This window comes from Mesorhizobium sp. B3-1-9, from assembly GCF_006439595.1.
GTDB lineage: Bacteria > Pseudomonadota > Alphaproteobacteria > Rhizobiales > Rhizobiaceae > Mesorhizobium.
The window spans coordinates 24191-45574 of record NZ_VFTJ01000011.1; the positions used below are offsets into that span (position 1 = coordinate 24191).

A 21384-nucleotide genomic window follows, 5' to 3' on the forward strand; every position below is an offset into this window, starting at 1 on the left:
TATTGGTTATAACCAGAATGTCAAGCTGCGATCGCGACCACGTGGACAGCGCTGGCGGAGGAGCAGACTATGGATGCCGTGCATATCGTTGCCGCGAAGCGGACTCCCATCGGCAAGCTGAACGGCGCGTTCGCCAGCCTTTCGGCGGCGGAGCTGGGGGCGCAGCTTATCCAGGCGATGCTGACGGCAACGCAGCTCGCGCCCGATGCCGTCAGCGAAGTGATCATGGGCCAGGTGCTGACCGGCGGCGCCGGGCAGAATCCGGCGCGACAGGCCGCGCTCAAGGCAGGCCTGCCGGTCAGCGTCCCCGCCATGACCGTCAACAAAGTCTGCGGCGCCGGCCAGAAGTCGATCCATCTCGCCGCGCAGGCCATTCGCTGCGGCGACGCCGATTGCGTGATCGCCGGCGGGCAGGATTCGATGACCTCGGCGCCGCATTTCATTCACGGCGCCCGCGCCGGCATCCGCATGGGCGACCGGACCGTCAAGGATTCGATGATCACCGACGGGCTGTGGGACGCCTTCCATCAGGTGCATATGGGCGTAACCGCCGAAGCGCTGGCGCAGCGCTACCAGATCACCCGCGAGGAACAGGACCGCTTCGCGCTGCGCTCGCAGGAGAAGGCGGACGCCGCCATCCGGGCTGGCAGGTTCGACGACGAGATTGCGCGGGTGTCGATCAAGGCCAGGCAAGGTGACCTTGTCGTCGAGCGTGACGAGCATCCCAATCCTTCCACCACCATGGAAGGCCTCCGCCGGCTGAGACCGGTCTTCGATGTGGGGGGAACGATCACGGCAGGCAGCTCGTCAGGCCTCAACGACGGGGCAGCGGCGGTGCTGGTGATGTCGGAGGCGCGGATGAAGGAACTCGGCCTGACCCCCCTCGCCCGCATCGCGTCTTATGCTTGCGCCGGTGTCGAACCGATGGACATGGGCCTCGGACCGGTGGCGGCCTCGCGCCGCGCGCTCGACAAGGCCGGCTGGCGGGCGTCCGACCTCGACGTGATGGAGATCAACGAGGCCTTCGCCGCGCAGGCCATCGCGGTCAATCGTGAGATGGGCTGGGACGAGGACATTATCAACATTAACGGCGGCGCCATCGCGCTTGGACATCCGCTGGCCGGCTCCGGCTGCCGCATCGTGGTGACGCTACTGCACGAGATGGTCCGCCGCGACGCGAAAAAAGGATTGGCATCGCTCTGCATCGGCGGCGGACAAGGAGTGGCAATCTGCCTGGAGCGGTGAACCTGACACTCTGAGCAGTAATTGCCTGAGGGAATTGGGCAATGGGCTTGGCCACGACAGCTTTTGGTCAACGATTAGAGCGCAAGACTACGGCCAACATAGGCGTTGCCGCCGAAGCTCGTTGCCACATGCAGGGCAGCTTTCCCGGGGTGATCGCCCGAAACCTGCACCTCCGCTTCCCACCCCAAGACAAGCAACGTAGTCTCGGGAGCTGAAACGGTCATCCGCGCTGCGACGGATGACCGCCCAGCGTCAGATTTCGGTCCGCTCTGCCAAGAGCAGTGCGTCCTCCACGTCGACGCCAAGATATCGGACAGTATTCTCAATCTTGAGTGGCCGAGCAGGATCGGGATGGTGCGGATATTGCCCGTCGCCTTGTAGATCATCGAAGCCTTCGCGCCGAAGCGAATGAGTGCCGTACTCCTCTGGATGCAGACCGATCGCAGTCACCAATTCGTCACGAGACCGGCGTACTGCGTTGTCCTCATGTGGTGTGCGAGATCGACCCGGCTCGGGAAAGCATCGTCCTCGACCGTGCCACCACGCCGTTCCAGCCAATCCAGCAGGCTTGCTCTCGAGGTCCTGCCTCAAGCCATCCGGGATTTATGCGCTGGCCTGCTGCAGCCACCCGGTTCCTGACCGGATGGCTCGTCGCAAGGCGACGCGGACGTGTCTTAGGAACCGGAGACTTGAATAGGGGCCTCAGAGACCGGGTCGGCAACGCTCGCGAGAGCGGCAACCTTGTCGATCATTGCTAGAACCGCCTGCGGCTTGCTTTGATGCACCATATGTCCGGCATCCCGGACGATATCGACCAGCGAGTGGTCTATCTCGGCGTGCAGCCGTAGCGCCTCGGCCTTGGCATCAAACAGCTGATCACCTGCGCCGGCAATTATGCCGACAGGAATGGCGATGTCGGCATATCGACGATTGGGGAACAGAGCCGACGCCAGCATCAGGAAGGATTCCGCAGAGATGGACCGCAGTTGCGAGGGGCGGCTCGCCAGCCCGCTTGTCGTTGCCGCGAAAAGCGTCGCGACCCTTGCCGGGTGGAATATCTTCTCCATCGCCCAGCGCCAGTTCAGCCTGACCAGCGAAGGCAGTATGGCGTGACGCAATACCGTCCCGATCAGCGGGACCGCCGGCAGCGCGGAGATGGCTAGCGCCAGCCTTGGCGGCGGATAGTGATAGCCAGCGACAAGGACAACACCGGCGACGAATCGGGTGTGCCGACGTGCCATCTCGAGCGCCACGGCGGCTCCCCATGAATGCCCGACAACCACATAGCGCTCGACGCCGAGTTTTTCGGCCGCGGCCTGGATGAGATCGGCCTGGGCGCCGGCGGTCCAAAATCTGCCCACCGGGCGTGGGCTCAGCCCAAAGCCGGGTCTGTCAAAGGCAAGCACACGATACTTCGCAGCGGCTTTGTCGAAGATGCCGCTTGTCGTGAAGTCCTCCGCCGAAGCGCCGTTGCCGTGCAGGAGCAGCAACGGTTGCCCGTGGCCCGCTTCCAGGAAATGCAGCTTGGTTCCGCGGAGGTGGATGAAACGCCCGAGCGGGCGTCCGGCCAATGCCTGTCTCGCGAGGAGATTGTTGTAGAGCGCCAGCCCAGCCGTTGCCGCTGCAAGCAACAGGAGCAGGTTCCGCTTGGACCTTGTCGTCACGAGAGCAGTCGCGTCGCTGCTCGCGATCAGGCCGACCCTTTCTGAGGCAGCTCGGTCTCTTCGTCGACCTGATCCCGCAGCGCCTGTCGTCCGGACTTTCGATCTTCAGCCCCAGGCGAGCGCTTTTGCCGTTCCAACTCGCGATCCACCGTCTTGCGCGATCCTTCCGCGGGGTCTTGCTCCGGCAATGTCTCTGTTTGCCGCTTCGCCTGATTATTGCTTGATTCCGATCCGACAGGATCGCTCTTTCCAGGGGACTTCATCATCGTATGCGTCTCTGTTCGTCGGAAGGGCTGCATGGCTGCCATGGACAAATCGGTGCCAAACCCTTGGCATCAGCCTTTGTTCCGCCGCTGCTGACCCTCACCGCAGGCCCTCGGCGTCGTCCGGCGCCTCGTGGTCGGGATCGGCAGCTTCCAAGGCATCGATAACCGGTGCCAGTGAATTCTCCTCATCGGAATTCGATTCCGTCTTCGCATTTTCCGCGCCGGTTTTATCAAGCGCGCTTTGGATGGCCTCTTCGATGTTGCCGACCTCCTGCTCCCGCAATTCGCGACCGTAGCCGGCGGCGTCGGCGTCCTGCTCGAACTGCTGCGCCAGCATCGGAACGCTGACCGCGGTATCGGCGAGCAAATTGCCGACATTCTCTTCCAGCCAGCTGCGCAGGAATTCCTTCGTCGCATTCATGGAGCATCTCCTCGCAGCGAGATAACCGGACCGTGGCACTGAGGTTCCCGCTAATCCGAAACCGCGAGGAACGAACGGATCGATGGACGGTTGGGAACCCGAACATCCCGCGAAATTCCATGACCGACGATGAAAACGGTCAGCTTCTTGCTGGGTCGCCTGGAGACCGTGCGCCCAATGGACTTAACAAGTAAGCCTACCCTGGCTTGGCGACGCGTGGGGAGGCACTGCACCTCGCGTCGCCAGCCGCCTTTGCGGGAACCCGCATTGCTCTCAGCCGTTCGCACGCATGGCGACATTGCAGCTTCGAGAAGCGCTGACCAAGGTCGGCACGTTGACGTCCCGGCCAGCGGCATTTTTGATTCTGGGCGGCTACACTGTTTGTTGGCTTGTCTTTGAACGGGAAACGCTTGACTGGCACGGCGCCGCGACGCTGATCACGTGGGCAATGACGCTGCTTATCCAAAGGGCCGAGCATCGCGACACTCAAGCCCTCCAAGCGAAACTCGATGAGCTGATCAAGGCGAACGATGAGGCTCGCAACGAGATCGCCGAAGTGGACGACAAAGAGCCGGAAGAAATCGAGGAAATGCGAGGCTCCGGCGAACGAAGCTGACAAACTATCGAGCCGCGCGGGCACCCTGCCGAGCCCGCCCCCCCGGGCCGAAAGCAATTTCATCAACAAGGTCAACGGTTGCAGTGGGCCCGGAGGGTGCTAAAGAAAATCAATGGGTTAGCGGATGGTTAGCCAACCCATACCCTGGTCCGGCGAACCAAGGTAACCGCTGTCGGCTCCTTGCCTGCCCGGAAGCTCAATTGTTCGTTCGATTTGGAGGATCTTATGAACGATCGGATGTTCGACAGCCCTGTTTTCGTAAAAAGTGAAAACAGCCTCATCCAAGAGATCGCGTGTCTCGAAGACGCTTTGGAATTTTGTATGAATGGCCAAAGCATAAACGCGGTCCGATCTACGACACCGCCCTTCGCGCTCGCCAGCGGGCCTTCGACAGTGATTACCCGCTGACGTCGGCGCAGTCCGCGTTTTCCGGCTTTGCCAGGTCTGCTAAATCGTCGAGGACGTGAGTGCTCCGCCGCCTTGGATGACGGGCACAAGCGGCCGCGGTGGTGGATTGACAGCCTGAAGGCATCGGGGATGTAACGGAGCTCGCGATGCTTTCCAAACCTTTCGAAAAACCAGTCCGCGTGTGGGTCGGGTTGGGACTTCCCGCGTCAACTCAATACGGTGGTCGAGGCCTACCAATTCGCGGTTGACTGGTGCGGCAACAGCCCGGAGCAGGGGGCAGCCATTCGGGCTTGCAAGGCCGTCTTGGCCGGAGACATCGACGCGGAGACGGCGAGGAGCATTTTTGTGGGCCTTCGCGCGTCGGAAAGACATTTTCGTTGAAGACCGGGACCTCCCGTTATCGGAAACGGCCGCCCCACTCACGCTTATGCCGGCGGAGCGCCTGACGGCAGTTCGGCGCTCTGCATTCCGCCGCCCTTTCATGAACTCATGATAGATGACGACAACCGATACCGGGATCAGACCGCCCAAACATGAGGTCAATGCCGCCCATTATGATAGTGATTGCCAAGATGCCCTCGCATCGCGCCTCGACGAAACTAATCGAAATGGCTGAGAGGGCCGGGTGGAATAGAAACAGGGTGGCTTCGGCGCTGATGGGCTGCAAAGAGGCTTAATAGCGATAGCGCGTCGCGGTAGCGGCATCCCTCGGCCATTCTTTTTCAAATCGCGAGAACGGCACCAGCGGCCACGGGCTGACAATTCGCCATGGTCATCAAGGCGAATTGCTGGCGAGAGGTTTTGGGCCTCGTCGACGGCGGAACGTCGTCGGCGGGAACCTTATTTTCCCCAATGGGTTAATGTGCTGTCGTTAACTTATGTTAGGAAGAGGCAGTGGCACGGAAGGTTGATGAAGTGCTCAGTCCGGAAGAGTTGTCTTCCGACACCACAAAGGTGGAGCGCGAAATAGCCGTGGCTTTGGATGCGTTGGCACACCAAGAAGCGCCTTCTCGCATGCTGGAACTGGCGCGAAAGCTGGACGCTGCGATCACGTTGCGTGCGCGCAAAGCCCGTCCGAATTGACGGCCAGTGACGACGTTCTGATCGCGCCGACTCCGGAACAATCATGGCCGGCATTGTTCGCCTGTGAAACCTTCCATGGGCAATCGGATGAAGAGCTAATTCAAAGCCTGATGGCCGAGTTCCTGCAGCGCTGGTGGCGCCGAAATCTCTTACCTGGCACCGAGAGAGGGTGCCGGCTCGCGCATCCTCTCGGATAACCCGGGCTGTCCCAAGCCAGCGGAGCAGAGGAAGGATCGGACGCTGTTCCAAGCTAGCTCACGCCACGGCATGCCTCGCTAAACCGGCTGGAACATTCGCCCATATTGCTCGTTCGGCAACATCATTTCAGCGAGCACAAGGGACACCGACAATGCCGAAGAAAGCTTCCCCGGCCGACGCTACGACCGTGGCTGAGATTCATGACCAGGAACTTGTCCGCGGTAATGGCGGCGAACTGCATCAGGTGGCCGAAGGCGAGGTCGAGGTGCAGACGACGGCGCTTGGTACGCCGATCGCGGATGACCACAACACGTTGAAGATCGGCGAACGTGGTCCCACGCTGATCGAGGATTTTCATTTCCGCGAAAAGATCTTCCACTTCGATCATGAGCGCATCCCCGAACGCGTGGTCCACGCGCGTGGCTACGGCGCCCATGGCTTCTTCGAGACCTATGAGTCACTCGCCCAGTATACGAAAGCCGATATCTTCCAGCGGGCCGGCGAAAAGACGCCAGCCTTCGTTCGTTTCTCGACCGTCGCCGGCAGCAAAGGGTCTTTTGATCTGGCGCGGGATGTCCGGGGCTTCGCCGTGAAGCTCTACACCAAGGAGGGGAACTGGGATCTGGTCGGCAACAACATCCCGGTCTTCTTCATCCAGGATGCGGTCAGGTTTCCGGATATGGTCCATGCCGTGAAAGAGGAACCAGACAGGGCGTTCCCGCAGGCCCAATCCGCGCACGACAATTTCTGGGATTTTATCTCGCTGACTCCGGAATCGATGCACATGATCATGTGGATCATGTCCGACCGCGCCATTCCGCGGTCCTTCCGGTTCATGCAGGGCTTTGGCGTGCACACGTTCCGTCTGGTTAACGCCAAGGATGAATCGACCTTCGTGAAATTCATCTGGAAGCCGAAACTCGGCATGCAGTCGGTGGTCTGGAACGAGGCCGTGAAGATCAACGGCGCCGATCCCGATTTTCACCGTCGCGACCTCTGGAACGCCATCCGGTCCGGCGATTTTCCGGAATGGGAGCTCTGCGTGCAGCTCTTCGACCAGGATTTCGCCGAGAGTTTCGACTTCGATATCCTCGATCCGACCAAGATCATTCCGGAGGAGGTCATCGAGCCGCTGCCGGTCGGCCGCCTTGTTCTCGATCGCATGCCGGAGAATTTCTTCGCCGAAACCGAGCAGGTCGCCTTCATGACGCAGAACGTGCCGCCGGGCATCGATTTTTCCAACGATCCCCTGCTGCAGGGACGCAACTTCTCCTACCTCGATACGCAGCTCAAGCGGCTGGGCAGCCCCAACTTCACCCACCTTCCCATCAACGCGCCGAAATGCCCGTTCCATCATTTCCAGCAGGACGGCCACATGGCGATGCGCAACCCGGCTGGCCGCGCCAACTATCAGCCGAATTCCTGGGGCGAGGGGCCGCGCGAGGCGCCTGAGCGGGGCTTCCGCTCCTTTGCCGATGCGGAGGAGGGACAGAAGGTCCGGCTGCGGGCGGAGAGCTTCGCCGATCACTACAGCCAGGCCCGGCAATTCTTCCTCAGTCAGACCGAGCCTGAGCAGCGTCACATCGCGATGGCTTTGACGTTCGAACTGAGCAAGGTCGAGACGCCAGTCATCCGCGAGCGGATGATCTCCCATCTGCTCAACATCGACGAGACGCTGGCGGTCACTGTCGCCGACAAGCTCGGCATCAAGACGATGCCTCCCGCGGCCGATGCCGCCGTGCCGACTCGCGATGATCTCGAGCCGTCGCCCGCACTCAGTATCATCAATAACGGGCCGGACAGCTTCAAGGGCCGTAAGATGGGCGTGCTCGTCAGCGACGGCATCGATTCCGGCCTTCTGCAAGCGGTGCGGGATGCGGCGCACGCGGAGGGCGCCAAGGTGGAAATCGTCGCGCGCAAGGTGGGGGGTGTCGAGGCCGGGGATGGCAGCTGGATCGAAGCCAACCACATGATCGACGGCGGACCGTCGGTTCTCTTCGACGCGGTCGTGCTGCTCGTATCCGAGGAAGGCGCCGACATGCTGTCCAGAGATGCTGCCGCAAAGGACTTCGTGTCTGACGCCTTCGCCCATCTGAAGTTCATCGGCTTCGTCGCGGAGGCCGGACCTCTGCTGGCAAGCGCCGGGGTAGCGACCGATGCGGACGAGGGGCTCATCGAGCTTAATGGCGGCGGTTCCGCGCGCTCGTTCGTCGAGGCTTGCCGCAGGTTGCGGCTATGGGCGAGGGAAGGTGCCGTGAAACTCTGACGTGTTCATCCGACCAATAGAAACACAGGACTTTGCCGGAACATTTCGAGCGCATGCCGGTTCGAGAGAAGATCGCCCTCCCTCCAGCGATCCGGGGTCCCATCAAGGCCTACGAGGGCCCGTTGCCGCATGCAGGCATCGGGCCCTTCTTCGTCTGCGGATATTCGGTTGCGGCGAATCTCGCGAAACCGGGCGCGGCGGGAACAAGCGGGATGTCTTCCGGGTTCTTTCGAGAGAGGAAACCGTCGACAGGAGGCCGCAATGAGCGAGGCTATGACGACCTCAAATCACGAAGTGATCCGAGCATGGATCGAGGCGCGCGAGGGCAGGCCTGCCATCGTCGCGGCGCCGGGGAAGGCCGCGATGCTGCGGGTCGATTTCGGCGGAGGCGATGTAGATCTGAAGCCGATCGAATGGGAAGATTTCTTCAAAGTGCTGGACGACAACAACTTGATGTTCGTTCACCAGGACATGACCTCGGAGGGCAGCACCAGCCGCTTCAACAAATTCGTCCCGCGAGAGTAGCGATCCAGGATGTGACGGGCTTCGACAATTACTGAACTCCCGGCATTTTGCTGGCGTCCTGGGGATTCTTCGTGATGCCGGCGGCTGGCGAGGTATCTTGCGGCGCATTCCCGCCTTGGTTTTGTTCTGGTGTGCGTTTGACGGGCGCTGTTTGCCAGCCGGTGCCGACATAGACGAAGGCCCAGTAACAGAGCGCCATGACTATAATCAGCAGCAGCAGCGGCAAAAGCACCCGTTTCATGCCGAACTCCTGACGGGCTTTGCTGTTGCACCGCAGGCGCCGGCGACGCTCATGCTTCCCGCCGTCGCGCAGCCTCGCGCTCGACATCTTCAGCCGAATAATCGCCGGCAGCCGGGTCGAACGCTGCCCATCCGCCCGCCTGGTATTCACTACGGCGGTCGGCGATGTTGACTGACGCGGAGCTGCGGAGAACTTCCCGGGCTTCCGAGGCGAGGTCGTCCTCGACGCGAGCCGTCACCAGCGTGCCGCCGCGGCGGACGCCTTCGGCATAGACATGCGCGTCTTCCTCCGGCACGCCGGCATCCGTCAGGCTGCCGATGATGCCGCCGGCGACGCCGCCCACAATCGCTCCGGCGACGGCGCCCGCGGCCGTTGCCGCCAGCCAGCCCGCCGCGACCACCGGCCCGACGCCCGGTATTGCCATGGCACCCAGGCCTGTTGCCAGGCCGCCAGCGCCACCCACGACCGCGCCGATGCCGGCGCCGCTTGCGGCATCCTCGGAGGCTGGGGATTGCGTGTTCTGGTACCAGCCGCGGGCATTGTTGGCCATGATGCTGATGTCGGATGACGCGACGCCGATGGACTCCAGCGCGCCCACGGCGTCAGCGGCGTCGTCATACTCGTCAAACAGAGCGGTGATCGTTTGCATGTCGGTTCTCCTGTTTATTGTTGGCTGGCAAAGACGTTGCCCTGATAGTCGAGCGCAACGGCGGTGCCCTTGCCGTCCTTCGTCGCCTGACCGCGCCAGATGCCCTGTTCGTCCTTGGCGAGCGCCGAGACGTCCCCGTAGCCGGCATCCTCGATGCGCTTCTTCGCCTGCGCTTCGGTGAAGCTGTTCGCGCCGGGGACAGGAGCGGATGGTTTGGGCGTCGATGCCGATTTAACCGCCGGCATGCCCGCGCTGCCGCCGGCGATCTTCTCGATCATGTCCTGATGCATCTTCAGCGTCGGCAGCGTCTCCGCCGCGAAAGATTTGAGGGCGGAATTGTCTCCATCCTTGGCGTACGCCTCGAACAGGCCGACTGCGTCTGCATGCGCTTTGCGCTGCATCTCTACGTAGGGCTGGTCCAGTGAGGCCGTCGTGCTCTGCAATCGTTCCAGATCGCTCTTATGCTCGGCATCGGATTGCGCCGGTACCTGCAACTTCTGCTCGCCGGCGATCTTCTGCAGCTTGGCGTTCGCCGCGCCGTGATCGGTGATCATCCGCCTGGCGAAATTCTTGATCTGCTGATCCTTCGCGTTGTCCTGCGCGATTTTGCTCGAATCCACTTCGAACATCCCGCCGATGGCTGCCTTGTTGACGAAGGTCTGCGCGTCATCGGCCGCGAAGGCCGGAAAGGCAAGCATCAACGCAGCGGCCGCCGATGGGATAAAGAATGTCCGCGTGCTCATGGGGCAAGGCTCCTTTAGTCTTGGTGGCACCGAACAACCGTTCTTGCCCTTTGTTCCCCAGGCGCCTCATTCCATGCTCTGAAAAATAGCCCGGCCGCGGCCGGGCGGATCGTGAGTTGGATCCGTTTGGTGTCGAAGTGGCTTGGACGGCAAGTTAGATGCTTCAGCCCACCCGTTGGGCTCTGCCTCCGCGAGCTGGAGGGCGCGGCGTCGGTTTGTACCCTCCATGATCTCGCGCCTTCTCGAACGCGAACGGTGCGCGGCCATGGCCAAGGCGCACGCGAGGGAATTCGAACCCATCAAGATGTATCGGTCGCACGCGCAATACGCGTCTTAGCCTGTCGCATCAGAGAGTCCGGCCTGCCGCGGGATTTCGACACGCGAACTGCTTCTCGCGATATCGAACGCGCCGCGATTTGAAGGCAAAATACTTTGGCAGCGCTCTCACCGATCTCGGAGAAAGCCGTCCATATCTGCGTAGACATGCAGCAGATGTCACGCCGCTGGGGCCTTGGGCGGTCGAATGGCTGCCTGCCACAAGTTCACAGGCTGGTGCGCAAGCGACCGGAAGCCACGATCTTCACCAGGTTCATCCCGGCGTGGAATCCGGGCAAAGGCCATGGTCAGTGGAATATGAGCATCTGGCGGAGATGACGATCGCAAGGGCCGGCAAGGAGATGGTCGAACTTCTGCCCGAGCTTGCCATCCACATCCCGCCGGCTTGCCTGTTCGATAAACCGATCTATTCACCGTGGCTGAGCGGCGAACTTGCTCGCGTGCTTCAGTCCGAAGGCGTCGAGGAGGTCATCGTCAGCGGCGGCGAGGCCGACATGTGCGTTCTGGCGACCTTGCTCGGCTCTGTCGATCTCGACTATCGAACGATCTTGGCGGAGGACGCCATTTGCAGCACGTCCGATGAAGCCTATGAAAACATCCTGAAGCTCTTCACCAAGCGCTACTCCCACCATGTCGAGGTGGCGCCGGTAGACGCTATTCTTGGATACTGGCATTAGCCGCCTTGAGCGATGTTGGTACGGCCATTTTGACTGTCCTGATTGCTGAGTTCTCCGGGAATATCTAGGCAAAACCTCAGTTCGACCGGCGATGGCGCATGTCGCGTCCCCATGCGCCATCTCAGGCCTCAATTGTCTGATCGAGGCCCGCCCGTTCCCCCTTGCGGGCGGGCTTTGCCCGCTGAAGCCCCCAGCTTTGGATCAAGTCGGCGCTTCATCCGTCGAAAGGAACGAAAGCCAAATCCGGGAATTAGGTACAAGCATCTGAACATGATTTCCAGGAGGAAGAAATGGGACGAGGTATTCTGCTCTGGCTGCTCGGCGTTCCAATCCCGATCATCATTCTTTTGATGCTTTTCGCGCGTTAGGAGCCCGACGATGACCAATGCATTTTCCGGGGTCGATGAACCGGCCGCAATCGAAACGTCGAGCTCCGCGGTCAGTTGGGGTCCCATTGTGGCCGGCGCTTTTGCGGCCTCAACCCTTACAGTCGTCCTGATGCTCGTAGGGTCCGGGCTTGGCCTGACCATGATGTCGCCCTGGGGCAGCGCCTCCCTGACGACATTTGCGGTCTCGACCGCGATCTGGCTTGTCATCGTGCAATGGCTCTCATCCGCGCTGGGAGGCTATATTGCCGGGCGGCTTCGCACCAAATGGGTCAACGTCCACACCGACGAGGTGTATTTCCGTGATACGGCGCATGGCTTCCTCGCTTGGGCCTTGGCTACCTTGCTGGTGGCGACCGTCCTTGGTTCGGCGATCTCGGGGATTGTCGGCGCAGGCACCCAGGCCGCGACCGGCTTGTTGAGCGGCGCCGCCACCGGCGCGGCTTCGCGGGCCTCGGCGCAGTCGCCATCCGCCAATGACTTGGCCGGATACTTCGTCGACTCGTTGTTCCGGCCGGCCGACAACGCAGCCGCTGCCGCGCCTCCCGCGGCTGGCGCGCCCCAGAACACCGCGGACACCACGGCCCAGGCATCACGCATACTGGCGGTCGGCGCCGCGAACGGGGAAATGAGCGCGGACGACAAGGCTTATCTCGCCCGCCTGGTAGCGTCGCGCACGGGTCTTCCACAGGCTGATGCGCTGAAGCGGGTCGACGACGTCTTGGCGCGGATCGAGGATGCCAAGAACAAGGCCAAGACGGCCGCCGATAAGGCTCGCAAGGCAAGCGCCACGACCGCGCTGATCGGAGCTTTGTCTCTGGTAATCGGCGCCTTCATCGCGGCCGTCGCCGGAGTGCTTGGTGGCCGCCAGAGAGATGAGGACGAGGCCCGCTTTTTGCGAAACGGCTGACGGATATCGCCGGGCCTGGAGCATTCCAGGAAAGTGTGAGCGGCTTTCCTCTCGGAATTGTTTTGAAACAAAGAATAGAAGGGCAATTCAGCCGCCGCCCGTGGTGCTACTGGCTGCCGATGGCCTCAAGCGGGATGACAGCCATGAAATTGAGACCGCTCGGAGCGATCCGCAAATCCACCGTCGCTCCGAGCTCGTAAGGCAAGGTGTGCTCCAGCACCTCCAGGCCGAAGCCGCGCCGCTCAGCGGGGCTGAAATCATGGGGACTGCTTTCTGTCCATGTGAAGCGGAGCGTGTCTTCTTCCAGCTGCCATTCGATGTCGATGCGGCCCGCGCGACTTGAAAGTGCTCCGTACTTCAGGGCATTCGTCGCCAGCTCGTGAATGGCCAGCCCCATTGTCTCGGCGGCCTTGGGCGCCAGAGCCACGGACGGACCTTTGATCATCAGGTTCTCGTCTTCCCGGCCACCTGCGGCGCGCAATTCTTCCGCGACGATCGACGCCAGATTGATGCCGATGGACGGGCGCCGCGTGATGGCTGCCTGCACACGGGCGAAAGCGTTGATGCGACCCTCCAGATGAGCCGCCGCCTCGTCCAGCGATTCGCTCTTTTCCATCGTACGCCGCACGATCGAACGGATGACCGCCAGCGTGTTGCGCGCATGATGCTGCAATTCAGCGAAGCGCGCCTGCTGCCGTTCCTCGGCTTCCCGCTGACGCGTGATGTCCTGGCCGACGCCACCGATATGGGCGACCTTTCCCGCTTCATCGCGCATCGGAAAATCGGCATCGCGCAGCCAGCGTATCTCGTTGTCGGCTGGCCGGCATATGCGGTATTCGAAGGTCGCGCGTTCGCCCTCGCGAATGCGCTCGATCTGGCCCAGCACATACTCGCGATCTTCGGGCACGATAAGCTCGATCCAGGTGGCGAAGTGGTTGCCGGCCAAGGCCTGTTCACGGCTCATCCCGTAAATGGCATCGAAGGCGGGCGTCAGGTATTCCCACTGCAGCGTCTCGGCGTTGCGGATCCACAATACGTCCGAGGCGGCCTCTCCGAAATCCTGCAGGTTCTCCTCGCCGTCACGCAGTCGGGCCTCGGCACGCGCATGCTCGCGCATGGCCGCGTTGACATTGGCCAGACCGCGTTCAAGCGGCTTGTTGGGCGGGCCCTTGGACATCACTCCTCATTAGCATCGAGATGCCTGCCTTCGCGATCGAGATGCAAATAGTTGGGATTGAAAAGCGCGACGTCCTGCAATGCCTGGAGATTGGGAATGGTGAGCGTCCTGTCCTTCAGCACAATGAGATTCGAAGCGCGCAACTCTTGCAGCGTACGATTGACGTGAACCGTCGACATACCCAGCGTCTCGCCCAACTCCGTCTGCGTCAACGGGAATTCGCAACTGCTACTGCTTGTGCAGCCGGCAGCCTCCAGCCGGATGAACAACTCGCATAACAGATGCGCCATCCGCTCGAGCGCATCGCGCTGGCCGAGGTTGACCGTCCACTCGCGCTGGATGGCCGCCGCGACGAGCAATTCCCACCACAGTGCCTGAGTGATGCGCGGGTGCCGGATCATCATCTCGTCGAAAGCGGCGCGTGAAATTTCCGAGACTACGACCGGCGTGATGGCACCGATCGAGTGGTCCATTTCCTTGAGGATGAAGACGTTGAGATCGCACAGATCGCCGGGGAGGAAAAACGCAATGATCTGCCGGCGTCCGTCTTCGAGGGTCTTATAGCGGTAGGCCCAGCCCTCGTTGATCAGATTGATGAATTCAGGTTTCTCGCCTTCATGGATAATGTCTTCTCGGGCGGAGAAGCGCCGGACGCGTTGCGCCGCGATTTTGACCAGCATCTCCTTGTCGGCATGCGAAAGCCGCGTGAATTTCTCGAGCTTGCGGATCAGAGGTCGCCTCATCCTTATCCTCTTGTCCCGTGGTACACAGAATGATCCGCCGGCGACCTTACCTATGTTAATGTCGAGCATGGGCGCGGCGACTCGCCGTCGGGGGAGGCAGGCCAATGGATTAGAAGGTCGCCGGTGCTCGCGTGCTCGAGATGGAAGACAAGCATTTTTCTGGGACAGGATATCACCAAAGCGCTCGCTGCGCTCGGTCTGGCTGTCATCGGTCCTGTCGCGACCAACTATGAAGCGATGGAAGCCTGTCATGATCGCGTCGACGCCGCCGTCCTCCCTCTGGACCTGGCCGCAACCGTCGACTTTGCCGGCGGCTGCCGCTGGTTTTCGCCACCGGCTACGGCGCGAAAGTCGCAGACTTGAGAAGCCTTACGATCCTATGGAACTGGCGCGTTACATACCGGAAATGACACGCCAGCCATTGCCGGCACCGCTGAAGGGTCGTCGCCGGATCAGATGCCCATCAAGTCGAAGCTCACGACATGGCCGTGCTTTACGGCCGATCGCGCGATCATGTTGCTCAATTGCGGGCTCTCGACCGAGCAATCCGGCATGACCGTCAAGATGGCACGCGTGGCCGCGGCCACGGACACCGGCGAGCGGTTCGAGGAACGCGTTTCCATGTAATGTTCGATGAGTTCGTTGAGCCGCACAGGATGATATTTGATCACGCCGCAACCTCCCTTAGCCGCGCTTTTGCTGTCTTGCAGTCGATAATTGCGCCCGGCCTCGCGGCCACGCATTAACCCATGAGAGGAAGGCGGAAATTCTTTGGAAGCTTCGGCGCGGCAAGGGTCCGATCGGGAGAAAGGGCCCGCCTCGCCTGGGGTAGAGTTAGGCGGGCCCTCCGGCTCTCTTTGGCTGCCGCCGTTTTGTCAAGCCAGGGCTGAAATTTATCCGAACCGGGAAAGAGTCGCTTTAACTGCGTTATGTCGGGCACCGGCGCCGAGCGCAGATATCTTCAGCGTCACCGGCGGACCCGGTCGAAATGGCGCCTGGGATCGCCCGCAAGGCGTTCAGCCGAACAATAAGAAGAACACAATGATCTCCGCTCCCAACGGCTCTGGTTTTTGCGAAATCACGGCTGTAGCGCGTGAGCTCTCGCTGTCCGATCTGGCGGTGCCGATCGAGCACATCGTCCGGTCGCTTTACGAAAATCTCCCCAAGGGCGAACCCTGCCCGCCGGCGTTGATCGAGGGCTTCAAGCAGGCGTTGCAGAACCCAGCACGCGAGGAAACAGACGCAAATGGTATCTGAAGATGCGCTGCCATTGAGATTTCGCGACGCTGAGCCATATTCCTTTCCGCTCCGACATGCGTCGACCAGTAATATCGTCATGCCAATATTGGAGCGGGAGGCTGGATTGCGGAAAGATGACAAAGGGAGTCATCCGCCGCGTCAATTTGGCGGTCGCCAGGGGCAGCAAGAAGCGCTCCTAAGGGTGACACGGTGTTTGGAGGAGCACTGGCTGTGATGGGAGGATCTGATCTCGGCGGCCGCACTGTGCTGGTCGTGGAGGACGAATATTACATCGCCCTCGAGGCGGCGCGCGCGTTGCGCTGCGCCGGCGCCGAGGTCATCGGGCCATGTCCATCCGATCGGGCTGCAAGGGCTGAACTCGAAGAGCGGCGCCCCCATGCGGTTCTACTCGATATCAACCTCGGGCCCGGGCCGTCATTCAGCCTGGCCGATTCCCTCAAGGATATCCGTATCCCGTTCGTTTTCATCACCGGCTACGATCAGGAGGTGATCCCCGACCGGTTCGACGACATCGAGCGGCTGCAGAAGCCGGTGCAGCTCCGGCAAATCGTCGGCGCCATTTCCAAGGCGCTGGGAGACGCTCAAACGCAATAGCAGCCTGTTGCCGTTTTGCATGGCTGCTTAAGGTCGACAGCGGCTGTGGAGGGACGGCGACGGGTGCGCGCCTAGCGCTACGCCTGCATCGCAACCATGCCTGGATGGTGCGTTGGAGCTGATGATCGCCTTGGCAGAGCGAATTTTTGTCGACGGGCGTCCTGGTGCTGTTGGCTATCTGGCTGAGAGAGCGCGGCTCCCCCGAGAGCAAGCCAGTACATGCGCCACATGCGAAACGGGTCACTGACAGCCGGGGCACCACCGTTCGTCGTGGTCGCCATTCTGTCTGATGACCACGGGCTCATCGACTGAATGGAACATGCGGCTTGCTTCGCTGTTCGGCGCTATGGATGAATTTCGCTCGCATAGCATTCAATTGTACCTGGAAGACCTTCTCCGGACACGCATGCGCGCGGAGCGTCTGATGGATGAAACCGGCTCGGCCATTGCCCAGGCCCAAATTCTGCTGCAGCAATCCCGCGTGCTGCTGGACAGGATCGAGAGCGACAGAAGCCTTTATCCGCTCTGGCGAAATGCTCAAGGCGCCGGGAGAGGGGCTCGCAGGCGAAAATAGCGGCCGACCTTAAGTCTTGTCACCAAGGAAAATCCTTGCGTCTTTTGCGGCGGCGACGAAGGCCTGGCGTGCCACGCGTGGAGGCTTTCCGTCCCGCAACACCGACAAACATGCCCTGATTGCATGATGTCGCGCGCTGGAGTCCGGTTGCGGCCAAGTATGCAGAAGGATGTCGGCAGCATCCAGCACAGTGACCACCACCCGATCACGATCGACCCTGCCGGGCTGCACGATAACCGGTTTGCGAAAACGTTTGATGCGTTCTTTGCGCATGATCGTTTTGCCGCTGACGATTTCGCACAAAAAGAAGCGCGTAATTGCCGCCGCAATCAACAACCTATGTTAACGCAGTGCCGTCATTCATGGGGCAATGTTGATTTGGCCTTTGTGCCCTCACCTAGGCTGGGCCCGGCCCCGCAATCCTGTGTCACGGACAACATCGCGGGCCGGGCTTTGCCGGGTCCTCCCGGATGAAACGCCGATCCTCGTAGCGGTCGAGCAATCCGGATTGGATCGGATCAGCAAGGCTGCGAGACTTCATGTAGACATGTGCCAGCGTGCTTGACCCGTCCGCGACAGGATCGATCTCGATCAGAATGCGAAAGTTCCCCGGTTTGCCGATTGACTCAATGCTATCGAGCTTCGCCAGAACGCATTCGTCGACGATATAAAGCTCGCCGCTGACATGAAGGCCGCTCCCGGGCTCATTGAACATCATCGGGGCGAAGCGTGGCCCTGCGATCAGCATCGGATATCGCTGTTTGGTACGGCACGGGCCGATAAATCGCGCGCCCGACAGGCCTTCATCGTGGAGCGGAAAGCCTCTTTTCAAAGTGCCGAACACGAACACGTTCTCGGCCAATGGTCGGCTGGACATCTCAATCGACGGGCTTTGACCGGCGGCGAAGCCTGTCGCGTTGGTCGAGATGCACCCGTTGGTTCTCTCCAGCAAGTAGCGAAGGCGGCCCAACGGCCGCCGCCCGTTCTCGCAGGTACTCGCGTGACGCTGCTTTGTCCATAGTATCGATTCGCCATGGTTGCGGCGGCTCCGGACGGTTCCAGAGCCTCACAATCCGCCGCCGGATCGTCGGCGGCGGCAGTCCCTGAACTTAGAAGTCATGGCTATGTTCCGCGACGACCGCGGCGCAGTTCATTCCTTCACGTAGGCGCCGGACTGACGACCACTCCTCGGCGCCTTGGCGTCCTTGGAATGCTCCGCGACAGAGGGACCGGCCCCTGAACTCTTTTGCGTGGCCGGGCTGGGCGTGGTCTGGCGCGGCGGATTGCGGCCCTCCGACTGATGGGTCCTGTCCTCGACCTCGCCCTGTCGTCTGGTGAGACCCATGCCTTCGCGAGGCTTTTCATTCTCGGCAGCTTCCTGCGAAAATTGGTCGGCAGGATCCGGATCGCTATTAGCGGGATATTTTGTGGCCCCCGTCTCGCGGCGGTTCTGATTGTTCATGGCTGATCTCCATTTCTCATGGAGAAGTAACAATGGCGCGAAGGCGACGTTCCCGATCCAGCACGATAGATGGCACCCAAGTTTTGACCGGGCGGAACAAACGTCCAGGCAATCAATTAGACGCGGGCAGCGCCACCGGAGGAGCGAAATGAGGCTCGTCATGGACGGGGAAGAACGCATCAGGCAACGCGCCCATGAAATCTGGGAGCGTGAAGGCCGCCCCGAGGGCCGCCAGCAGGAACACTGGGATCAAGCCGGCCAGGAGATCGAGCCGGAAGGTTCGGAAGTCGAGTGCGGCCCGGTGGCGCCCGATCCCGCAGTTGGCGTCGGCTCCGACCCTGCCGCCAACGGGCCGGGCGGCTGAAGCACCTCGGCCTGCGGATGCGTCGTATCCTAAATGCACTTGGCATTCTGGTGATCGTTCTGGTCGCGCTATGGGTCTGGTTTGACCAAAACGGCGGACGCCCGCGCGGTGGCGCCCAGCAGCCATCGCCGCACGCTATCGACCAGAATGGCTGAGAGGATAGCTAACCTCACCGCGTCGCGGTGTCGCCGGGCTCATGCCGTCTGGCCTTGGCAGGCACCAGCCGGCCTGAGTTGGCGCGCAAACCTCTGAAGAACTCCTCCACATAGGGCAGCAGTTCGAACAGCACGATGACGATCATCACGGCGCCAATATATGTCACCGGCAGTTGCTGTTCTTTCCAGGTCAGATCGAGGCGAGCCTTTTCCGTTCCGGCGCCGAACAGAGCCAGGAATTGGTCCCAATGCAGCGCCACCACGATGACCAGACCCATCAGCGGGATCATTTCCAGGAAGCTGTGCACATGCTGCTCGATCGGGCTCACCGTGCGCGCGGTGGTCGCATAGCGAACGTCCCACAGCGCCGTCGCTTCGTGGACGAAGAAGGTGACGATCATCACGGCGATCACCAAGGCATTCACCTCCAGGAACATTGCCGCAAGCAGCGGGATTCCAACCTCGGCAAACATCAGCAAATGAATGAGCGATTCCTTCGCACCGGTCGTCGATTCGATGTGGGTGGCGCGATGGCAGAGCCAGTCGGCAAAGCCCGCAATCAGCCAGACCGGCAAGACGAAATACATTAGGATGAGCACCATCGGATCAGCTAGCACCGCGTGTCTCCCTATTCTCCGCGTCGCGCTCGAGCTTTGCAGCCTCGCGATCGGCTCGTTGCCGTATTTCAGCATCAGCGCCAGCACCAACCCGCTTGGAATTCTCGCTCTTTCCGGAAGGTCGCGGACACATTCGGCATTTTCGACCCGTTGTCGTCCCTGGGAGCTTCGCCGTGCGAAGTCATAGTCATGGTTCCCGGCCGACCTCACGCCGAACCGCAGGCCGACGGAATGGTTCCATGCCTGTCGGATCCGGATCGAAGCGCGCGCAGTGAACGGCTGGAACGGTTCACCCACCGCCGCGTTCTACCAATTGGGTTCCCTGCGACCTCGTGGATATACGCGCCTGGTATCGACGCGGCATGCCCCGCGACTGAGGTCTCACCACAATGAGAATATGAACTAAGGAGCTTCGTGTGCGAAACCTCAGGGGACTTCACCTCTTGATCGCGGAAGACGAGTGGCTGGTGGCCAGCGATCTGGCGACTTTCTTCGCTGACATGGGCGCTATCATCCTCGGACCGGCAGCGACAGTGGAGCAGGCCGGGCGACATGCAAAGGCGGCGGACGCAGCGATTCTGGATATCAATCTGCATGGCCGCCACGTTTTCCCGGTAGCGGATGAATTGATGCGGCGCAACGTGCCTTTCGTCTTCTTCAGCGGGTATGACGAGATCGCCATCCCCGAGCGTTTGCGTTTCGCGAGCAGCCTGAGCAAGTCGTCAAACCGCGCTGTCGTGGTCGATGCGCTGTTCCAGCCGGAGCCCTCTGCAGAGCCATTGACCTTCGCGCAGCCGGCGACCGCGGCGGAGGACGTCGTAGCGCTGCTCCCCAAACTCCGGCTCACCGCGCGTCTGCTGCTGGACGATGCCGGCGCTTCCGACCGCCTTGTCGAGCACACTTTGGAACAGGCGCTTGAAGATATCGACAAAAGGCCCGAAGGGTCGTCGATCGCCGACTGGCTGAACACCATCATGCGCAGGATGGCGCGGTTGCGCGGAGCTTGTCTGCTGCACTGATCTCAGACAGCCGAGCCGCCGGCGACCTGCGTTCGCCGGGCGACCAGCATTCTCAATGCGTCAGGCGGCTTCTGAGCCAGCCGAGAATCCGGTTGCCTTTTATGATCCGGCGGACCCGCGCGGCAGCCCAGCTGGCTTGCATCGTAGCGCCGGCATGGCAGCTGCACACGACGTCATGCAATTGCCAATCGGACAATTCGAAAAAGCGCTTCGCCTCGCCGTAAGTGTCGGACTGCAAGCCGGCCGCGCGCAGCAACGGATCATCGAACGCAACCGCGAGCGGCGATCCGTCCGCGCGCACGCGTTCGCGAACCTCGGGATCGACATATTCGGTGCCCGTTAGCGCGGACAGGCACCGAAGGGGATTGCGGTCCAGCAGTTCCGCCCACCGCTCGATCCGCTGCGTTCTCGTTGCAAGCGGAATCAATCCAAGCCGGTCGACGACTGCCACCGATTGAAGTTCATATGAGGTCTGATGCTTCATTGCTGTCTCCTGTGGTTTGAGGCCGATATCTGCACGGCGCGGCAGACCTGCCGGGCCGGAAGCCCGCGCCTGCGAGGGACAGGCGCGGGCCGATCAGGGTGTTGCCCACCGATCTTCGACAAACGCCTGGCGTGGCGTCTGAAGCGAACCCGAACTGCCAGTCCTCCGCTATGTTCCAGCCATCCTCGCGGTGATGAGCCTGGGCCGGCAGCGAATGGAACTTCGTGCAGATTGCAGGGTTGAACATCTGACCAGTCGTTTGAACCGCTGAACCGCGGTGGCGCCATCACTACATCGGAGC

General features: G+C 61.4%; 28 protein-coding genes and 2 pseudogenes. 15 read left to right on the plus strand and 15 right to left on the minus strand.

Annotated elements, in window-relative coordinates; all coding sequences use genetic code 11:
• Window positions 1-69 precede the first annotated feature (69 nt).
• Window positions 70-1245: an acetyl-CoA C-acetyltransferase gene (locus FJW07_RS19775; protein ID WP_140858357.1), complete on the plus strand. Its 1176-nt coding sequence runs from the start codon at window positions 70-72 to the stop codon at window positions 1243-1245.
• 252 nt (window positions 1246-1497) lie between these two features.
• Here the strand turns inward: FJW07_RS19775 and FJW07_RS32100 are convergent.
• From FJW07_RS32100 to FJW07_RS19795, 4 genes and pseudogenes are all read right to left on the minus strand, one after another.
• Window positions 1498-1823 (minus strand): annotated as a pseudogene (locus FJW07_RS32100) (tyrosine-type recombinase/integrase); the annotation flags it as partial.
• Window positions 1824-1919: 96 nt separating this feature from the next.
• Window positions 1920-2876, minus strand: a complete 957-nt coding sequence (locus FJW07_RS19785; protein WP_246680812.1) for an alpha/beta hydrolase — start codon at window positions 2874-2876, stop codon at window positions 1920-1922.
• A gap of 59 nt (window positions 2877-2935) precedes the next feature.
• The gene (locus FJW07_RS19790) at window positions 2936-3217 is read right to left on the minus strand and encodes a hypothetical protein (protein WP_140858361.1); all 282 of its coding nucleotides are present in this window, start codon (window positions 3215-3217) and stop codon (window positions 2936-2938) included.
• 55 nt (window positions 3218-3272) lie between these two features.
• Window positions 3273-3596 (minus strand): DUF768 domain-containing protein, encoded by a 324-nt coding sequence (locus tag FJW07_RS19795; protein WP_140858363.1) that lies wholly within the window; start codon window positions 3594-3596, stop codon window positions 3273-3275.
• Between the two features lie 289 nt (window positions 3597-3885).
• On the opposite strand from FJW07_RS19795, the gene FJW07_RS19800 reads away from it, so the two are divergent.
• The 6 genes from FJW07_RS19800 (at window position 3886) to FJW07_RS19825 (ending at window position 8692) form a co-directional block, all read left to right on the plus strand.
• Window positions 3886-4212 (plus strand): low affinity iron permease family protein, encoded by a 327-nt coding sequence (locus tag FJW07_RS19800; RefSeq protein ID WP_140646325.1) that lies wholly within the window; start codon window positions 3886-3888, stop codon window positions 4210-4212.
• Between the two features lie 293 nt (window positions 4213-4505).
• On the plus strand, window positions 4506-4679 hold the full coding sequence (locus FJW07_RS32380) for a DUF982 domain-containing protein (protein WP_348640015.1): 174 nt from the start codon (window positions 4506-4508) through the stop codon (window positions 4677-4679).
• 160 nt (window positions 4680-4839) lie between these two features.
• Window positions 4840-5001 carry a DUF982 domain-containing protein gene (locus FJW07_RS32105; RefSeq protein WP_246672463.1) on the plus strand — a complete coding sequence of 54 codons (162 nt, stop codon included), beginning with the start codon at window positions 4840-4842 and terminating at the stop codon, window positions 4999-5001.
• Window positions 5002-5514: 513 nt separating this feature from the next.
• A complete protein-coding gene (locus FJW07_RS19815) occupies window positions 5515-5703 on the plus strand; it encodes a hypothetical protein (RefSeq protein ID WP_140646326.1) in 189 nt (62 codons plus the stop codon).
• Between the two features lie 349 nt (window positions 5704-6052).
• Window positions 6053-8167, plus strand: a complete 2115-nt coding sequence (locus tag FJW07_RS19820) for a catalase (protein WP_140858365.1) — start codon at window positions 6053-6055, stop codon at window positions 8165-8167.
• A gap of 261 nt (window positions 8168-8428) precedes the next feature.
• Complete coding sequence (locus FJW07_RS19825) at window positions 8429-8692, plus strand: hypothetical protein (protein ID WP_140858367.1); 264 nt, start codon at window positions 8429-8431, stop codon at window positions 8690-8692.
• Window positions 8693-8720: 28 nt separating this feature from the next.
• On the opposite strand, the gene FJW07_RS19830 is transcribed toward FJW07_RS19825, so the two are convergent.
• The 3 genes from FJW07_RS19830 to FJW07_RS19840 are packed head-to-tail and all read right to left on the minus strand — an operon-like array spanning window position 8721 to window position 10325.
• Window positions 8721-8933: a hypothetical protein gene (locus FJW07_RS19830; RefSeq protein WP_140858369.1), complete on the minus strand. Its 213-nt coding sequence runs from the start codon at window positions 8931-8933 to the stop codon at window positions 8721-8723.
• Window positions 8934-8982: 49 nt separating this feature from the next.
• Window positions 8983-9582 (minus strand): hypothetical protein, encoded by a 600-nt coding sequence (locus FJW07_RS19835; RefSeq protein ID WP_140858371.1) that lies wholly within the window; start codon window positions 9580-9582, stop codon window positions 8983-8985.
• Window positions 9583-9596: 14 nt separating this feature from the next.
• A complete protein-coding gene (locus tag FJW07_RS19840; RefSeq protein WP_140858372.1) occupies window positions 9597-10325 on the minus strand; it encodes a DUF4142 domain-containing protein in 729 nt (242 codons plus the stop codon).
• Window positions 10326-10741: 416 nt separating this feature from the next.
• Here FJW07_RS19840 and FJW07_RS19845 point away from each other — a divergent pair, with 416 nt between their 5' ends.
• Both FJW07_RS19845 and FJW07_RS19850 read left to right on the plus strand, forming a co-directional pair.
• Window positions 10742-11338: an isochorismatase family cysteine hydrolase gene (locus FJW07_RS19845; RefSeq protein WP_181182683.1), complete on the plus strand. Its 597-nt coding sequence runs from the start codon at window positions 10742-10744 to the stop codon at window positions 11336-11338.
• 378 nt (window positions 11339-11716) lie between these two features.
• Window positions 11717-12634 carry a hypothetical protein gene (locus FJW07_RS19850; protein ID WP_140858376.1) on the plus strand — a complete coding sequence of 306 codons (918 nt, stop codon included), beginning with the start codon at window positions 11717-11719 and terminating at the stop codon, window positions 12632-12634.
• Window positions 12635-12740: 106 nt separating this feature from the next.
• On the opposite strand, the gene FJW07_RS19855 is transcribed toward FJW07_RS19850, so the two are convergent.
• From FJW07_RS19855 to FJW07_RS19865, 3 genes are all read right to left on the minus strand, one after another.
• Window positions 12741-13811: an HWE histidine kinase domain-containing protein gene (locus FJW07_RS19855; RefSeq protein WP_140858377.1), complete on the minus strand. Its 1071-nt coding sequence runs from the start codon at window positions 13809-13811 to the stop codon at window positions 12741-12743.
• Window positions 13811-14554, minus strand: coding sequence for a Crp/Fnr family transcriptional regulator (locus FJW07_RS19860; RefSeq protein ID WP_140858497.1), 744 nt, complete (start codon window positions 14552-14554; stop codon window positions 13811-13813). Before FJW07_RS19860 ends, FJW07_RS19855 begins: the two co-directional genes overlap by 1 nt.
• Window positions 14555-15006: 452 nt before the next feature.
• A complete protein-coding gene (locus FJW07_RS19865; protein ID WP_140710575.1) occupies window positions 15007-15225 on the minus strand; it encodes a hypothetical protein in 219 nt (72 codons plus the stop codon).
• A 370-nt stretch (window positions 15226-15595) separates the two neighbouring features.
• Here FJW07_RS19865 and FJW07_RS19870 point away from each other — a divergent pair, with 370 nt between their 5' ends.
• From FJW07_RS19870 to FJW07_RS19880, 4 genes and pseudogenes are all read left to right on the plus strand, one after another.
• The gene (locus FJW07_RS19870) at window positions 15596-15811 is read left to right on the plus strand and encodes a hypothetical protein (protein WP_140858379.1); all 216 of its coding nucleotides are present in this window, start codon (window positions 15596-15598) and stop codon (window positions 15809-15811) included.
• Between the two features lie 216 nt (window positions 15812-16027).
• Complete coding sequence (locus FJW07_RS19875) at window positions 16028-16408, plus strand: response regulator (RefSeq protein WP_140784798.1); 381 nt, start codon at window positions 16028-16030, stop codon at window positions 16406-16408.
• Window positions 16409-16539: 131 nt separating this feature from the next.
• Window positions 16540-16698: pseudogene (locus tag FJW07_RS32385) on the plus strand (DUF6766 family protein); the annotation flags it as partial.
• Window positions 16699-16727: 29 nt separating this feature from the next.
• Window positions 16728-16982, plus strand: coding sequence for a hypothetical protein (locus FJW07_RS19880; protein WP_140858381.1), 255 nt, complete (start codon window positions 16728-16730; stop codon window positions 16980-16982).
• Window positions 16983-16991: 9 nt separating this feature from the next.
• Here FJW07_RS19880 and FJW07_RS19885 read toward each other — a convergent pair whose 3' ends face one another.
• From FJW07_RS19885 to FJW07_RS19895, 3 genes are all read right to left on the minus strand, one after another.
• Window positions 16992-17315, minus strand: coding sequence for a DUF982 domain-containing protein (locus FJW07_RS19885; protein WP_246680813.1), 324 nt, complete (start codon window positions 17313-17315; stop codon window positions 16992-16994).
• A 94-nt stretch (window positions 17316-17409) separates the two neighbouring features.
• The gene (locus FJW07_RS19890; RefSeq protein WP_246680814.1) at window positions 17410-17952 is read right to left on the minus strand and encodes a gamma-glutamylcyclotransferase family protein; all 543 of its coding nucleotides are present in this window, start codon (window positions 17950-17952) and stop codon (window positions 17410-17412) included.
• 180 nt (window positions 17953-18132) lie between these two features.
• A complete protein-coding gene (locus FJW07_RS19895; RefSeq protein WP_140654189.1) occupies window positions 18133-18444 on the minus strand; it encodes a hypothetical protein in 312 nt (103 codons plus the stop codon).
• Window positions 18445-18592: 148 nt separating this feature from the next.
• Here FJW07_RS19895 and FJW07_RS19900 point away from each other — a divergent pair, with 148 nt between their 5' ends.
• Window positions 18593-18808 carry a DUF2934 domain-containing protein gene (locus tag FJW07_RS19900; protein ID WP_246680815.1) on the plus strand — a complete coding sequence of 72 codons (216 nt, stop codon included), beginning with the start codon at window positions 18593-18595 and terminating at the stop codon, window positions 18806-18808.
• 169 nt (window positions 18809-18977) lie between these two features.
• Here FJW07_RS19900 and FJW07_RS19905 read toward each other — a convergent pair whose 3' ends face one another.
• Window positions 18978-19580 carry a diguanylate cyclase gene (locus tag FJW07_RS19905; protein ID WP_140858382.1) on the minus strand — a complete coding sequence of 201 codons (603 nt, stop codon included), beginning with the start codon at window positions 19578-19580 and terminating at the stop codon, window positions 18978-18980.
• 443 nt (window positions 19581-20023) lie between these two features.
• Here FJW07_RS19905 and FJW07_RS19910 point away from each other — a divergent pair, with 443 nt between their 5' ends.
• Window positions 20024-20599 (plus strand): response regulator, encoded by a 576-nt coding sequence (locus FJW07_RS19910; RefSeq protein WP_226892159.1) that lies wholly within the window; start codon window positions 20024-20026, stop codon window positions 20597-20599.
• Window positions 20600-20651: 52 nt separating this feature from the next.
• On the opposite strand, the gene FJW07_RS19915 is transcribed toward FJW07_RS19910, so the two are convergent.
• On the minus strand, window positions 20652-21083 hold the full coding sequence (locus FJW07_RS19915) for a hypothetical protein (RefSeq protein WP_140646342.1): 432 nt from the start codon (window positions 21081-21083) through the stop codon (window positions 20652-20654).
• Between the last annotated feature and the right edge of the window lie 301 nt (window positions 21084-21384).